Below are 13,908 nucleotides of genomic sequence, written 5' to 3'. Positions count from 1 at the left end.
GACTCTCGCGCCATGCCCATTGCCATTCTCATGTTTCTATTGTTGTTTCCGGCCCAGAGCTGGGCTGGCTGGCTGTGGGGTCAGGGTGATGAGAACGTTGCTCAGGTGCAGGTGACCGAGCCCTACATTGCGTGGCGAACCGGCCCGGCAACTGGCTACCCGGTTTTCCATACCAGCGAGAAAGGGGAATGGCTGACCATTCTTCAACGCAAGACCAGCTGGATCAAAGTAACGGACTCCCGGGGCCGGGAAGGCTGGGTCTCCGTTGCCGATATCGCCCAGACCATGGATGCCACGGGTAACCGGGTAGATCTTCAGGTACCGGATTTCGAGTCTTTTGGTAACCGGCGGGTCGAGGCCGGATTGATGATGGGTGAGTTTGATGGTGCCGCTGTCACTGCCGGCTACGGCGGTTTCTGGATGACGCGGAACCTGTCCGCCGAGCTCTGGGCCTCGCAGATTCTGGGCAGCGCGTCGGAGATTCGAATGGTCAATGCGAATCTGGTGCATCAGCCATTCCCGCACTGGCGGGTATCACCCTTTTTTACCCTCGGGGTCGGGCATATCTGGGTTGATCCCAAGGCCACTCTGGCTGAGCCCGAAGAGCGTGACAACGGTATCGGCCATGCCGGACTTGGTATCCGCGCCTACATCACCGATCGATATTTCATCCGTGCCGAAGTGAAGGACTACAAAGTGTTCACTACCCGGTCCACCAACGAAGAAGCGACAGAATGGAAAATCGGACTAAGCATCTTTTTCTGAAACCGCTGTGCCTAGGGGCAGGGCTATGCGTAGCCGCGACCGCCCAGGCCCAGGATGATCGGCCGCTGATCGAGCCGGATGTTACCCCGGTGCCGGTCACTGAGGCGCTGATTGACACCGAGAACTTTGAAATCGGCGCTTTTGTGGGCGTGCTCAATATCGAGGACTTCGAGTCGTCGCTGCTTTATGGCGGCAAGCTCACTTACCACCTCAGTGAGTCCTTCTTTTTCGAGGCCGGAGTCGGCTTCGCGGAGGGCGGAGAAACCAGTTTCGAGAAGCTGGCCGGTAACGTAGAGGTGCTCACCGATAGTGAGCGGGATTACAGCTATTACAACATCAACCTGGGTTACAACGTGCTTCCGGGCGAGGCCTTCCTCACCGAGAACTACGCGTTCAACACCAATTTCTACCTGATCGCAGGGGCCGGAGCCACGGATTTTGCCGGTGATACCCGGTTTACCCTGAATGCCGGGGCGGGCTATCAGGTGCTGTTGACGGACAGCGTTGCAGTTCACATTGGCGTGCGACAGCACTACTACCGAATAGATGTTCTGGGGGCTGAGAAAACCTCCATGAACACCGAGGTCAGCACTGGCCTGTCGGTCTTTTTCTGAATACAGGAGCAATGGTTATGAAAGCATCCATGAAATCACTTGCAGCGGCGGGCGTCCTGGCCTGCCTCAGCCCCCTGGTCGGCGCTGAAGCAATCAATGTCCCGGCCCCGGATTTCACCCTGGAAAGCCGTTCCGGGGAGAACCTGAGGCTGGAGGACCATCGTGGTGAAGTGGTGATGCTGAACTTCTGGGCCTCCTGGTGCGGGCCATGCCGCCAGGAAATGCCCCTGATGGATGAGCTGTACAGCCAGTACAAGGATCTTGGCTTCACGATTCTGGCGGTCAATGTGGATGAGAATCGGGAGGAGGCACACCGCTTCCTGGACAAGGTGCCCGTGAATTACCCGGTCCTCTACGATCCGGAGAGCTCGGTTAGCGAGCTGTACGAAGTGCAGGCCATGCCAACGACCGTGATGATTGATCGCGATGGTAAAGCCCGGTATCTGCACTACGGATACCAGCCGGGTTACGAAGACGATTACGAACAGCAGATTCGCGAATTGGTGCGTGAGTAATTTTGGACGGGACGTTTATGCGTAGTTTGTCGATCTTCACTGTCTCTGCTCTTCTGGTCGCCACATTCACGGTCTCTGGATGCAGTTCTGTCAAGCCGTGGGTGAAACCTTACGAACGGGATAATCTGGCAGATCCGGTCATGAGTCTCAGCCGTCATGGCAAAGCGGATTCCTACATGCATCACGTCTATCAGTCCCGGGAGTCTGCACGGGGAGCGGAAGGCGGTTCGGGAGGTGGTTGTGGCTGCAACTGACAGACGACAGTTGGTGCGGTCCGGCTTCGTTTTGCTCGCCCTGATGCTATTCGGGAATCAGGCGATTGCTGCAACGCTTCCGGTCGATAACGTGGATGTTCTCTATCACCGTTATGACGGCGGTGGCATGGTCATTGACGGTCCGTCAGTATTGGTGCGCAAGGGTATCGGCTCCCAGGTTTCTTTGTCTGGACAGTATTATGTCGATTCAGTTTCGGCTGCATCGGTGGATGTTCTGGCCACCGCCAGTCCCTATGAGGAAGAGCGTAACGAGTACAGCTTTGGCGTCGATTACCTGCACGATAAATCCATTCTGAGTCTCGGCTTTACCAACAGTACGGAAAACGATTACGAAGCCAATACCGTCTATTTTTCTGTCAGTCAGGAGTTCTTCGGGGGCATGTCAACGGTCACCATGGGCTATGCCAGTGGCTGGGACGAAGTGGGCCGGGTCGGGAACGATTCCTTCAGCGAGGAAGCCGATCGCCGGAACTATCAGCTGGGTCTGAGCCAGGTTGTCACCCGCAACAGTCTGGTAGGCCTGGATCTTGAGGTGGTCACGGATGAGGGCTTCCTGCAGAACCCGTACCGTCAGAATCGCTACATCGATCCCAACGATTCCACAGCGTTCCTGTACCAACCGGAACGGTATCCGGAAACCCGGACCAGTACATCCGTGGCCATGCGAGCGCTTTACTATCTGCCTTATCGGGCCTCGATCCGGGGTGAATACCGCTATTTTTCGGATACCTGGGGCATTGACGCCCATACCGTCGAACTGGGGTACGTTCACGGGTTGAACCAGCATTGGACCCTCGAGGGTTCCGTGCGTTATTACAGCCAGGGCGAGGCGGACTTTTACAGCGATCTTTTCCCGTTCGAGAACTCCCAGACTCACCTCGCCAGGGACAAGGAGCTCAGCTCGCTTTCAGGGACGACCCTGGCGGTAGGCGCGGTGTACGAATGGAAACAGACGTCTCTTCCGGGTATTGACCGCCTGCAGTTCAGTCTCCTGGTGGACTGGCTGAATTTTGATTATGACAACTTCCGGGATGTCACCGCAGCCGGCGACTATCTCCCAGGCGAAGAACCCCTTTATTCCTTCGATGCCTACGTAACCCGGGCGTCGTTGATTCTTGAATACTGAGCATGCAGGAAGAACGACCATGGCCACTTGCTTGAACCATCAAATCCCGGCGCTTTTGGCGGCACTGACTCTCGCCCTGACGGCCCCCGCATTCGCCCAGACCAACACCGGGGCAGAGAAGGATGACACAGCTGTCGCCGAACAGGTGGAGGCCCTTAAGAAGAAGGTGATCCGACTGAACCGGGACCTGTTTATCCTCGAGGAGGATCTGCTGTTCCCGGCCAATACCCAGGTTGCGGTGTTTCTCAGCGTGGATGCCGGAAAGTTCCTGAAGCTGGATGCGGTGAAGCTGAAGGTCGACGATGAGATCGTCGCCTCTTACCTCTACACGGAGCGTCAGGTAAAAGCACTCGAACGGGGCGGCATGCAGCGGCTGTATGTGGGCAACCTGAAAACCGGAGTTCACCAGATGACAGCGTTCGTTGAAGGCATCGGTCCGGATCAGCGGCCCTACAAGCAGGCCGCGTCCCTGGAATTTGAAAAGGGTACTGGCACAGCCGCTCTGGAGATCCGTGTTGAGGATCGCTCTTCCGATTATCAGCCCTCCGTGTCCATTGTGGAGTGGGAGTAAGCCGCGTCGTGGGATTGACAGTGATCAAGCCGTTTCGAGCGCGCCCGGTACTGTTCACCGGTGCTTTGCTATGGCTGACGATGATTGCGCCGGCCCAGGCCGATGAGCCCCAACCGGAGCGTGCGCAGGACCTCAGGTACGGTTGGGTACTCTATGAATACCACCAGGGCAACGCCTTTGAGGCTTTGACCCAGCTGGCGGTTGCTCGGGAACAAGGTGGCATTGATGGTCATGGTGATCACCCGGCTCTGGTAGAGGGCGGGCTCATGCTGTCCTGGGGCATGACCCGTGAGGCCAGCAGATTATTCACGGAACTGCTCGGTGCTGACGGTGCGGGCAGCACTCTTTCGCCCGATGTCCGCAATCAGGCCTGGTTTTATCTGGGCAAGGTGTTTTACCTCCAGGGTGACCACGGACTGGCCAGCGAGAATCTGGAGCGCGTGGATGGCGACATATTGGCTGAGGCCAACCATGACCTGTTCCGCGAGTGGATTTATCTGCGAGCCCGACTGGCCATGATGTCTTCCAGGTTCGGAGAGGAATCGGAACTGGCGTCGCTCCAGGCGCAACTGGAAGACACGGATATCTGGTCCCTTTACCTCCGCTACAATTCGGCAGTTTCCGCCCTGGCTGCAGGAGACGCCGTCGCGGCCGAGGCGGAACTGCAGGCACTTATCGCCATAATTGATCAGTCTACCGACTCTGCAGAATCGGAGACCGAACGTGAGGGACTGTTGGGCAGGGCCCGCCTGTCACTTGCCCGACTGTATCTCAGGGATAACCAGTTCGATGCGGCCCTGGAGGTCCTTGGGGGCATGCCCCTAAATGGGGTGTTCGCCGATCAGGCCCTTTTTGACTACGCCGTAGCCGCGGTCGGGCAGGGCAGGCCGGAGCGGGCACTCGATGCCCTTGATACCCTCTCGAACCGGGATCTGTTTTTGCCGTGGCGACAACAGGTTCCGTTTGCCCGGGCCTATGTTCTTGAGCAGATGAACAGACCGCAGCGAGCATTGCCCGCGTTTAAACAGGCAGCCGACCATTACCAGACCCGTATCGAGGAGCTCGATAACATCCGGAATCGGCTCAGTGAAGAGAATTTGATGGCGCAGCTCGATTTTAGCCGTGATAGCGACGGGATTCTCACAGATTCCTACGGACGACCGCGGGTACATCCCGTCGATTTCGGCATTGCGGAAGTGCTGGCTTCGGAAACGTTCCAGCAGGCTCTTGCGGAATTGAACGAACTTTACCGGATGCAGTCCTTCATCGCCGAGCGGCAGTCCCGGTTCGAATCCTTCCGGATCATGCTGGAAACCCGTGAACAGCAGCGTCAGGTTCGTATCACACAAACCCGTCGGGCGCTGGAAAACCAGCAGGCGGACCAGTGGCAGAAGTTGCACCAGGAGTTCAGTGAGAAGATTTCCACTGCACTGACGGAGGAAGACGCCGGGTTCTTCCTGACCTCGAGACAGAAGGCACTGAGAGACAAGCTCGATGAGGCTGAAGAAACTCTGGCGGGCTTGCCTGACGACGCGACCACGGCCAGCCAGCGTGCGACCTATCAGAGGATGCGTGCCTACTTCGACTGGTGGATTGCGGATGACTATGGCGTGAATCGCTGGGCGGCGCAAAAACGGTTGCGGGAGCTGGATCGTGAAATGGAGCGCTTTCAGGCCCAGCGGCAACGTGTTGAAACCCTGATCGCTGATGACACCCGTAATGCCGAACTGGCTCGACGCATTGTTGCCAGTGAACGGGAGCTAGCGACGCTTGGGGAAGAGGTGTCTGAAGCATTGGGCAATGCCCGGCAAGCCCTTCTGAGCCAGGTAGACAGCATGCTTGTAGCCCAGCAGGAAGAGCTGAACGGTTATCTGTTGGCTTCCCGTCATGCCCAGGCGAGGCTGGCGGACCAGCTGTTCCGCGCATCGCAAAATGCAGGTGCCGGGGATGAGTAATCGGACGCTTGGAAAGACCGTTAAAGGGCTTGTCATTGCCGTGGCCCTTGTCATGGCCAGTGGCTGCCAGATGCTGCAGTCGATAATGCCCTCCGGGGGCGAGGAAATGCCCCGTGTCCGTGAGGGCACCCTGGCAGCGCTTCCGGCGATCGAAACCCGGCAAGGTAGTGAAGGTACAGAGGCTGGCGGCGAGCCATCGGGCGATGTTTCCATCGAAACGGTGATGGACAGCTACAAGGCGCTTCTGCCGCTCGTGGACGATCCCCGGAAACAGGTCACCATCCGGCATCGGCTGGCCGATCTGGAGTTCCAGCGGGCGGAGCGGAAAATGGCCGATACCGCCGTCGATGAGCTCTCCGGTGCTATTGAAGCCTATCAGCGCCTTCTGTCGGAATATCCAGAGCGCGAAGGCAATGATCAGATCTACTATCAGCTTGCCAGGGCCTGGGAGCTTCGGGGTGCGACGCCCCAACAGCTGGAGGCTCTGAATACCCTGGTCCAACGTTACCCCGATTCAGAATACTGGATTGAAGCCCAGTTCCGCCGGGGGGATCTGCTGTTTATCGATGGCCGATACCAGGAAGCGGAGCAGGCGTTCGACGAGGTGACCCTCGCCAGCCAGGAGCGCATGGCCGATGCCTCGTTCCTGGTGAACGCGCATTACATGAAAGGCTGGAGTCTGTTCAAGCAGGCGCAATACCAGGAGGCCCTGTTCAGCTACGTAGAAGTGCTCGATCTGGTGATGCCTGATGGCCAACCGGTTGCGGATGTGGATCAGCGTAGCCAGACCCTGATCGAGGATCTGTTCAGGGTAGTGGGGCTGTCACTGTCTTACCTTGACGGCGCGGAGACTCTCCAGGCTCTGTTCCGCCAGACTGGTGGGCGCCCATACGAAATCCTGGTCTACGACCGCTACAGCGAGCTCTTGCTCGAGAGGGAACAATACAGTGACGCCATCGATGTCTTTGAAGTCTATATCGAAGACCATCCGGCCAGCCCCTGGGCGCCGCGCTACCACATTCGTATCATCGATACCCTGGAGCTCGCCGGTTTTACCCGTACCATCCCTGAACGAGAAGCCGGCTTTGTCAGCCTTTACGGACTCTACAGCGATTACTGGCAGTCAGCGGGCCCCGAGTCGATCAGCTTTATCGAACAGCAACTGGACCAGCTGTTGCCGGAACTGGCAGACCGTCAGTACCTGCTGGCAGGGGAGGCCACGGATGATCAGCAGGCGGACGATCACTACCGTAAAGCCGCCAGTTATTATGCCGAATTTGCGGCTACTTTCCCGGATCATCCCCGCACACCCGAGCGTCTCTTTCTACTGGGTGAGACCTATCTGGAACTCGAAGACTGGCCGGCGGCCATCGCAGCTTTCGAGCGGGTGGCCTATGACTATCCCGGGGACCAGGTGCCCGAGCGGGCACCGGAGGCGGGCTATGCTTCGGTACTGGCCTTCCGGGAGTACGCAAAGACATGGGAAAGCGAACCCGTATCGGAGCAGATGGCGTATCAGGAGCTACAACAGTTGAACCGACTGAGGTTTGCAAACGCCTTCCCAGGTGATTCCCGGGCACCCGCGGTGTATTACATCGCACTGCAGCGGGAGTTTGACCAGAACAACTGGGAAGAGTCGGTCAATATGGCGGCTCGCCTTGTTACCTGGCAACCGGCGCCTCCGGCCGAATTAACGACGGAAGCCTTGCTCTTGTCTGGCCACAGCCTGTCCGAACTGACTCGATACGCGGAGGCGGAACAGGATTACCGTGATGCCCTGACGACAATGGCTGAAGACGATGAACGCAGAAGCGGGGTTCGTGAAAATCTGGCCGCAGCGGTCTATCGGCAGGCAGAGCAGTTAGCTGATGCCGGCAATGTGGAGGCGGCCGTCAGCGAGTTCCTGCGAGTCGGCACGGCCGTTCCCGAATCCGTTCTGCGGGCAAATGCGGAATACGATGCTGCCTCACTTCTTATCACCGCCAGTCTTTGGGATCAGGCTATCAGTGTGCTGAACGGATTCCGGAGGGCTTTCCCGGACCACGAACTGATTGATACGGTCCCGGCAAAACTGGCGTTGGCCTACCGTGAAACGGAGCAGTGGGAGCGGGCAGCCGACGAACTTCAGCAAATGGTGGCCCTGGCGACGACGCCGGAAGAGCGAAGGGAAAATCTGTTGATTGCAGCAGAGTTGTACGATCAGGCCGGCAACCGGGAAAAGGCGATCGACACCTGGCGCAGTTACGCCAACAGCCATCCCGAGCCGGTGGATGTCTACATGGAGGCGGCCAATCGGCTGTCCGAGCTCTACCAGGAAGAGGGGGATACCGAAAAACGGGATTACTGGCTGCGCAAGCAGATGGAAACTGTGGATCGAAACCCGGACGAGGCGGATGATCGCATGCGCTACCTTGCGGCGTCAGCCTCTGCGATTCTCGCCCGCGATGCTCTTGCCCGGTATGACAGCATTCGCCTGACTCTTCCGCTAAATCAGAGCATGACAGCAAAGACCGACGCACTCGAAAGAGCAGTCAATGCCTACAAGAAAACCGCCAGCTACGGTCTCTCATCGTTCGCCACCGAGGCCGGTTACCAGATCGCCCATATTTATGGACGCCTCGGTGCCGACCTGATGGACTCTGAGCGGCCCACCGGACTGAGCGAGCTTGAACTGGCCCAGTACGAGCTTCTTCTGGAAGAACAGGCCTATCCGTTTGAGGACAACGCAATCGATATCCACGAGCAAAACATCCGTCGGGCCCGGGAGGGAATTTTCGATGAGTGGGTCCGGCGTAGCTACGAGGCCTTGAAAGTGCTATTGCCGGGGCGTTACCGGAAAGAAGAAGTGACCTCGGGGGTTGTCTATGGACTTGATTAAGGCCTGTGGAATCTGTCTTTTCATGATGCTTACGTTGTCTGGATGCGTGACGGCCCCGACGCCGCCAGAGTCTGGGGAACAAGTCGAGCAGGCAGTCCTTGAAGCCTCATTCAGCCAAGCGGTCCAGGCTATGGAGCAGGGCGACCTTGCCGAAGCCAAGGCCCGGTTCGAGCAACTGGCGAGGGACTATCCCGAGAAGTCCGGACCCATGGCCAACCTTGGCATCATTGCTTTCAAGGTAGAAGAGACCGATACCGCGAAACAATGGTTTGAGCGTGTGCTGGCGGTGAATCCCGAACATGTCCAGGCGTTGAATCATCTGGGCGTGATTGCCCGGAACGCCGGACAATTCGACGAAGCGGAACGCTATTATCGGGCGGCTCTGGCTGTTGATCCGGATTACGCACCAGCGATCCTTAATCTGGCCTTCCTGCTTGATATCTACCTGGGTAAACCTGTGGATGCTGTTGAACTCTATGAGCGTTATCAATCCGCTGCCAGCGAACCGCACCCGAGACTGGAAGACTGGATCTTCGATGCGAAAAACAGAATCTGATGTGGAAAAGGTGATATGAAACGTCCCGCGCTGATCGCCCTCGCAGTCTCCGCGCTGATGCCGACGACACCCCTGCTATACGCCCAGGGCGCCCCGGGCGTTGTGACCATTGAAGGCACGCGCATACGTGGTGATCAGGAAGTGCCGACGGTGATGTATCTGGTGCCCTGGCAGCCACCGGAAGTGGACGAGTTGCGTGCGCCGGAAGAACGCCTGATGGTTGATCAGGGCCTCATGCCCCTGGAGCGCTACGAGTTCCAGCGGTTTATCAAGTACCACGAAGCGTTCATCAGGCAGGCTCAGTCAGCAGCCGGGGAATAGAGCGTGACGCCTGTCGCATCCTGAGTGTGTCCCTGCGCAAGATTAAACAAACCCTCACACAGACTTTCGCGAACTTACTCTCTCCAGGGCGGGTCGCGCATAGACTGATTCAAAACCGGACCATGGAGTGCCCACAAAATGATTGATACCGCCGTTCGCTTTTTTCAGGAAGGTGGCTTTTTTATGTTTCCGATCGCGGTTGTGCTGATTATCGGACTCATTGTTGCCATTGAGCGCTACGTTTATCTCTCCGCCCAGAAAATCACCAATCGCCGGGACTTTAACCGCCTGCACCAGATGATTTCCAAACGCGATCTCAAGGGAGCCCTGAACTACACCCAGGAATCCGGTAGTGCCATGTCGACCATGATCGGTTTTGGCCTGCAGCGCCTGGCACGTCGTCAGGGCCGTGAGGAAATCGAGTACGCGATGGAAGAGGGATTGCTGGACGTCATGCCCCGCCTGGAAAAACGCACGCAATACCTGGCCACCCTGGCCAACATTGCCACACTGCTGGGCCTGCTGGGTACCATTATCGGCCTGATCGCGGCATTCACCGCAGTGGCTGCGGCGGATCCGGCCCAGAAGGCGAGTCTTCTTTCCCAGAGTATTTCGGTGGCCATGAACACCACCGCGTTCGGCCTGATGTCGGCCATTCCCATGCTGCTGGTTCACTCCCTGTTGCAGACCAAAACCAATGAAATTGTCGATAGTTTCGAGATGGCCGGCATCAAGGTGCTTAACCTGCTCAGTGACGGCTCTGCAAACCGGTCTGCAGCGCAGCCGCAGGCCCATGCCGTCCCAGGGGCGGCCCAGGTAGCGACACCGGCCGGTACCCCGGCCTGATAACCAGCCAAAAGGATGTCAGGCCATGAGACGGAAACATCGTCGCCTACAAAGTGAGGCCGATCTCGACATCACGCCCTTCATGAACCTCATGATCGTGCTGGTGCCGGTACTGCTGCTGAACATGGTGTTTGCCCACACCAGCGTTCTGGAACTGAACTTCCCGACCGGTGAAAGCCTTTCGGCGGAGCAGGCTGAAGAACTGCAGATCCAGGTTGTGATCTATGAAGATCGGCTAGTCGTTGCGGATAACCAGGGCGGCGTCATCAAGAGCATTCCCCGGCGTGAGGGCGAGTATGATTTCGCTCTGCTCAAGGATGTCATGAAAGAGATCAAGAGTCGGGTGCCGGACAAGAAGGATGTGATCATCATGCCGTCCCGGCAGACGTCGTATCAGTCCCTGGTCTCCGTGATGGACACGGTGCGCTCCTACGAAGCCGTTGTGGCTGGCAGTGTTGTTGAAGCAGAACTGTTCCCGGAGATCTCACTCGGTGATGCGCCTGCCCAGACCTCGGGATCCGCGGAGGTGAGCTCATGAAAGAGTCCGCCAAAGCCCGTCGTTTGAAGCGTCACTACCGGCGTAACAAGAGCCAGGGAAAGATGAACCTGGTGTCGCTAATGGATATTTTCACCATCCTGGTGTTCTTCCTGATGGTGAACTCCTCGTCCGACGTACAGGTACTGAACCAGAACAACGCCATTAAATTGCCCGATTCTACCGCCCAGCAACCCCCGGGTGATGTGCTGGCATTGACCGTCACCGACAGGGATATTCTGGTTAACGGTCGACTGGTGGTGAAACGTGTCGCCCTCCAGACCTTCGACGGGCAGGTTGAGCCCTCCCTGAAACAGGAGCTGGACTACCAGGCCAGCCGTTCGTCGGCGCCAGCACCGGATGAAGGTCGACCCATTACTATTCTTGCGGACCGGGAACTGCCTTACGAGCTGCTCAAGAAAATCATGTCCACCTGTGTGGACGCCGGTTACGCCAGCATTTCCCTGGCGGTTAATCAGCGTACGGAACAGGGAGCCTGATCATTATGGATTACCGGTACGGATTACCCTGGAATCAGGAGCGCGGCGAGCGGAAGCGACTGCTGGCTGCAGCCGTTGTGGTGGTGCCGCTGTTCCTCGCGTTCGCAGGCTATGTCAGCTGGATAGAACTGCCTGAGCTGGACAGGCAGGAACAGGAAGCTTTGCCACCCCAGCTGGCGAAACTGATCATTGAGAAGAAAGAGCCGCCAAAACCGGTACTGCCTGAACCTGAGCCCGAGCCTCCAAAGCCTGAGGAAAAGCCGGTGGAGCAGGCGAAGCCTGAACCAAAACCGGAGCCCGTCCCCGAACCGGAGGTTGCGGAACCGGAGCCGGAGCCTGAACCACAGGTAGCGGAAAAACCAGAGCCAAAGCCGGAACCCAAGCCCGAGGAGGTCGCCAAGGCGCGGGAAAAGGCAAAGAATACCGGTATTCTGGCAATGGGGAGCGAACTCAAAAAACTCAGCTCGCTGGCGGAGTCGGTCAAGCTGGATGGCCCGGTTGCCAATACAGCTGAGCCTATTGCTCGCAAAACCGGTGATACGCTGGCCTCCCGCGCTACCGCGAGTGCGAAGAGCAGTGGCGTAAACGAGGAGGTGCTCAATCGGGAGGCCGGTCAGGTCGCTCTGGCTGAGCGCCAGCGCGCGGAAGTTGCAGAAGCCGAACGGGTTGCTGAAGTCAAAGAGGCGGCCCGCAAGGAGCAGCATGAAACCGCCGCCCGAACCCGGAGCAAGGAAGAGTTGCGTCGGACCATGGACGCCAACAAGTCCGCGATATACAGCATCTACAACCGGGAGCTGCGACGGAAGCCTTCGCTTCAGGGGAGTATCACGCCGGAGCTGGTCATTGAGCCCAACGGAGCGGTATCCAGTTGCTCAGTGGTGGAATCCACGCTGAATGAGCCGGCGCTGGAGAGCAAGATCTGTAACCGTTTGAGGCTAGTGGATTTTGGGGCGCGGCCGGGGGTCGACCAAACCAAAATCAGATACCCGATCGAATTGCTGTCCAGTTAAATAACTGGACAGCAAAGCGTCTTCCTAGCGTTTCGGGGTCGCAACTGCGGTTGCGAGACTAACCAAACCAGAGCCTGCAAGGGCACCAACGAATGGCATCAGGGTTGGAATGCTGCCTGGGAAACTCGCAGCTTCCAGGCCAGCCATCAAACTGCCTCCGGAAATCCATCCAGGCAGAATCGCCCCGAGAAGCCCTGCCAGACAGCCCAGAATCGCCGCCCGAGTGGTCATTTTCCCCCACAGTCCCATCAGTACAGGCAACACCGCTGTAGCGCACAGCAGGTCGGCGATCAGGAACAGCCGCAGCACGGAAATCCCTTGCAGCGCGACTAGAACCACCGGAATCATCAGCAGCACCGTGAACCATCGGGCACTGACAATCGAAAGGCCCTGTTTTTCGGTAACCGCCAAGGATGCGAGCGCATTCTGCAGGGTGTCAACCGACGAAGCGACCAGCGTGATGGCCAGAATAAGAGCCGGTAAAGCCAGCCAGGCTGGGGCATCGGCCAGCAATGCAAAGAACGGAATCGGAGGGTTGCCAAGGTCGGCGCCGCTCATGGCGGCCAGGATCCCAAGCCCGCCAACGACAGCAACTACACCGATGGTGACCACACCTCCCAGCAGTGCCCCCCGGCTGAGGGCATCAGTGTCACGGGCCGACCATAACCTTTGCCAGTATCCCTGGTGAAACAGGTTGGCAGCGGTTACCGCAATCACCAGCGTCAGGGCAACACTGAGGGCAGCGGTCGCCGGAATATCCGGGAGTGCGGCCGGTGCCGCATCAGGCAGTTTGCCGATGGCCACCACGCTGACAATGGCCAGCAGGCCGATGAGCAGGAGCGCCTGCCACTGATCCGTTACGATGCTCGCACGGAGGCCACCTACGGCCGTGTAAATCAATGTGGTTATCGCAACGCCAACAACCACAATACCGCCATTGATGCCGGACAGGAGCGAGGTGATCGCGCCTACGGCGGTGAGCTCGGCGGTCAGGAAACAGAGCATGTACAGTACCGAGATCAGGGAAACGTAATGACGGACCCCGTTGCCGTAACAGGCGTTGGCAAACTCCCCGATGCTACGGCCTTGTGGCAGGAAACGACGGATCGCGGGCCCGCAGAAGGCGAACACAATAAACGGCAGGGCGGCGCCGAGTGCGTAGCCTGCCAGTGCCAGCGGCCCAACCAGGGCGCCGACCTCCGGCGGGGCGAACAGAATCCAGCCCCCCATACCGGAAGCCAGAAACGAAAGCCCGAGGGCCCGGGCACCCTGGCTGTTGCGTGCTGTCACGTAATCGTCCAGCCCGCCGTCCGCAAGACGGGCCCTGAGCCCGAGCCAGGTAAACAGAATCATCGCGGCCGCGATAGCCGCAAGGGTGGTGTAGAACATGGGGTGGGTCTCCGCCGGTTATCCAGCGGGCAATAGTGCCACAACGGGGATT

General features: G+C 58.3%; 15 protein-coding genes. 14 read left to right on the top strand and 1 reads right to left on the bottom strand.

Going from position 1 to position 13,908, the window contains the following annotated elements:
- Positions 1-12 precede the first annotated feature (12 nt).
- The 14 genes from CLH62_RS02690 (at position 13) to CLH62_RS02625 (ending at position 12,467) form a co-directional block, all read left to right on the top strand.
- A complete protein-coding gene (locus CLH62_RS02690) occupies positions 13-765 on the top strand; it encodes an SH3 domain-containing protein (protein ID WP_099616603.1) in 753 nt (250 codons plus the stop codon).
- The gene (locus tag CLH62_RS02685; protein WP_099616602.1) at positions 735-1,379 is read left to right on the top strand and encodes an outer membrane beta-barrel domain-containing protein; all 645 of its coding nucleotides are present in this window, start codon (positions 735-737) and stop codon (positions 1,377-1,379) included. The genes CLH62_RS02690 and CLH62_RS02685 overlap by 31 nt, the downstream gene beginning before the upstream one ends.
- A 17-nt stretch (positions 1,380-1,396) precedes the next feature.
- Positions 1,397-1,894 carry a TlpA family protein disulfide reductase gene (locus tag CLH62_RS02680; RefSeq protein WP_407657752.1) on the top strand — a complete coding sequence of 166 codons (498 nt, stop codon included), beginning with the start codon at positions 1,397-1,399 and terminating at the stop codon, positions 1,892-1,894.
- Positions 1,895-1,911: 17 nt separating this feature from the next.
- Entirely contained in the window at positions 1,912-2,148 is a 237-nt protein-coding gene (locus tag CLH62_RS02675; RefSeq protein WP_099616600.1) for a DUF4266 domain-containing protein, read from the top strand.
- Positions 2,135-3,295 carry a DUF3570 domain-containing protein gene (locus CLH62_RS02670; protein ID WP_456085514.1) on the top strand — a complete coding sequence of 387 codons (1,161 nt, stop codon included), beginning with the start codon at positions 2,135-2,137 and terminating at the stop codon, positions 3,293-3,295. The genes CLH62_RS02675 and CLH62_RS02670 overlap by 14 nt, the downstream gene beginning before the upstream one ends.
- A gap of 19 nt (positions 3,296-3,314) precedes the next feature.
- Positions 3,315-3,866, top strand: coding sequence for an AraC family transcriptional regulator (locus CLH62_RS02665; protein WP_099616598.1), 552 nt, complete (start codon positions 3,315-3,317; stop codon positions 3,864-3,866).
- Positions 3,867-3,886: 20 nt separating this feature from the next.
- Complete coding sequence (locus tag CLH62_RS02660; RefSeq protein WP_228152754.1) at positions 3,887-5,821, top strand: tetratricopeptide repeat protein; 1,935 nt, start codon at positions 3,887-3,889, stop codon at positions 5,819-5,821.
- Positions 5,814-8,699: a tetratricopeptide repeat protein gene (locus tag CLH62_RS02655; RefSeq protein ID WP_099616596.1), complete on the top strand. Its 2,886-nt coding sequence runs from the start codon at positions 5,814-5,816 to the stop codon at positions 8,697-8,699. The genes CLH62_RS02660 and CLH62_RS02655 overlap by 8 nt, the downstream gene beginning before the upstream one ends.
- 22 nt (positions 8,700-8,721) lie before the next feature.
- Positions 8,722-9,255, top strand: a complete 534-nt coding sequence (locus tag CLH62_RS02650; protein WP_228152753.1) for a tetratricopeptide repeat protein — start codon at positions 8,722-8,724, stop codon at positions 9,253-9,255.
- Between the two features lie 15 nt (positions 9,256-9,270).
- Positions 9,271-9,576, top strand: a complete 306-nt coding sequence (locus CLH62_RS02645; protein WP_099616594.1) for a hypothetical protein — start codon at positions 9,271-9,273, stop codon at positions 9,574-9,576.
- Between the two features lie 138 nt (positions 9,577-9,714).
- Complete coding sequence (locus CLH62_RS02640) at positions 9,715-10,422, top strand: MotA/TolQ/ExbB proton channel family protein (RefSeq protein WP_099616593.1); 708 nt, start codon at positions 9,715-9,717, stop codon at positions 10,420-10,422.
- Positions 10,423-10,447: 25 nt separating this feature from the next.
- The gene (locus tag CLH62_RS02635; RefSeq protein ID WP_099616592.1) at positions 10,448-10,960 is read left to right on the top strand and encodes an ExbD/TolR family protein; all 513 of its coding nucleotides are present in this window, start codon (positions 10,448-10,450) and stop codon (positions 10,958-10,960) included.
- Positions 10,957-11,457 carry an ExbD/TolR family protein gene (locus tag CLH62_RS02630; protein ID WP_099616591.1) on the top strand — a complete coding sequence of 167 codons (501 nt, stop codon included), beginning with the start codon at positions 10,957-10,959 and terminating at the stop codon, positions 11,455-11,457. The genes CLH62_RS02635 and CLH62_RS02630 overlap by 4 nt, the downstream gene beginning before the upstream one ends.
- Positions 11,458-11,462: 5 nt before the next feature.
- Positions 11,463-12,467: an AgmX/PglI C-terminal domain-containing protein gene (locus tag CLH62_RS02625; protein WP_211285633.1), complete on the top strand. Its 1,005-nt coding sequence runs from the start codon at positions 11,463-11,465 to the stop codon at positions 12,465-12,467.
- A gap of 24 nt (positions 12,468-12,491) precedes the next feature.
- Here the strand turns inward: CLH62_RS02625 and CLH62_RS02620 are convergent, their stop codons facing one another.
- Complete coding sequence (locus CLH62_RS02620; protein WP_099616589.1) at positions 12,492-13,856, bottom strand: sodium:solute symporter family transporter; 1,365 nt, start codon at positions 13,854-13,856, stop codon at positions 12,492-12,494.
- Between the last annotated feature and the right edge of the window lie 52 nt (positions 13,857-13,908).

It is taken from the genome of Marinobacter guineae (genome assembly GCF_002744735.1).
Lineage (GTDB): Bacteria > Pseudomonadota > Gammaproteobacteria > Pseudomonadales > Oleiphilaceae > Marinobacter > Marinobacter guineae.
Note: the sequence above shows the minus strand (reverse complement) of the source record. Positions and strands in the feature narration are given on the sequence as shown.

Coding starts and splice junctions, on each gene's coding strand:
- CLH62_RS02640 (WP_099616593.1), top strand. CDS start 9,715: ATGATTGATACCGCCGTTCGCTTTTTTCAGGAAGGTGGCTTTTTTATG.
- CLH62_RS02685 (WP_099616602.1), top strand. CDS start 735: ATGGAAAATCGGACTAAGCATCTTTTTCTGAAACCGCTGTGCCTAGGG.
- CLH62_RS02650 (WP_228152753.1), top strand. CDS start 8,722: ATGATGCTTACGTTGTCTGGATGCGTGACGGCCCCGACGCCGCCAGAG.
- CLH62_RS02645 (WP_099616594.1), top strand. CDS start 9,271: ATGAAACGTCCCGCGCTGATCGCCCTCGCAGTCTCCGCGCTGATGCCG.
- CLH62_RS02620 (WP_099616589.1), bottom strand. CDS start 13,856: ATGTTCTACACCACCCTTGCGGCTATCGCGGCCGCGATGATTCTGTTT.
- CLH62_RS02675 (WP_099616600.1), top strand. CDS start 1,912: ATGCGTAGTTTGTCGATCTTCACTGTCTCTGCTCTTCTGGTCGCCACA.
- CLH62_RS02635 (WP_099616592.1), top strand. CDS start 10,448: ATGAGACGGAAACATCGTCGCCTACAAAGTGAGGCCGATCTCGACATC.
- CLH62_RS02625 (WP_211285633.1), top strand. CDS start 11,463: ATGGATTACCGGTACGGATTACCCTGGAATCAGGAGCGCGGCGAGCGG.
- CLH62_RS02655 (WP_099616596.1), top strand. CDS start 5,814: ATGAGTAATCGGACGCTTGGAAAGACCGTTAAAGGGCTTGTCATTGCC.
- CLH62_RS02680 (WP_407657752.1), top strand. CDS start 1,397: ATGAAAGCATCCATGAAATCACTTGCAGCGGCGGGCGTCCTGGCCTGC.
- CLH62_RS02630 (WP_099616591.1), top strand. CDS start 10,957: ATGAAAGAGTCCGCCAAAGCCCGTCGTTTGAAGCGTCACTACCGGCGT.
- CLH62_RS02665 (WP_099616598.1), top strand. CDS start 3,315: ATGGCCACTTGCTTGAACCATCAAATCCCGGCGCTTTTGGCGGCACTG.
- CLH62_RS02690 (WP_099616603.1), top strand. CDS start 13: ATGCCCATTGCCATTCTCATGTTTCTATTGTTGTTTCCGGCCCAGAGC.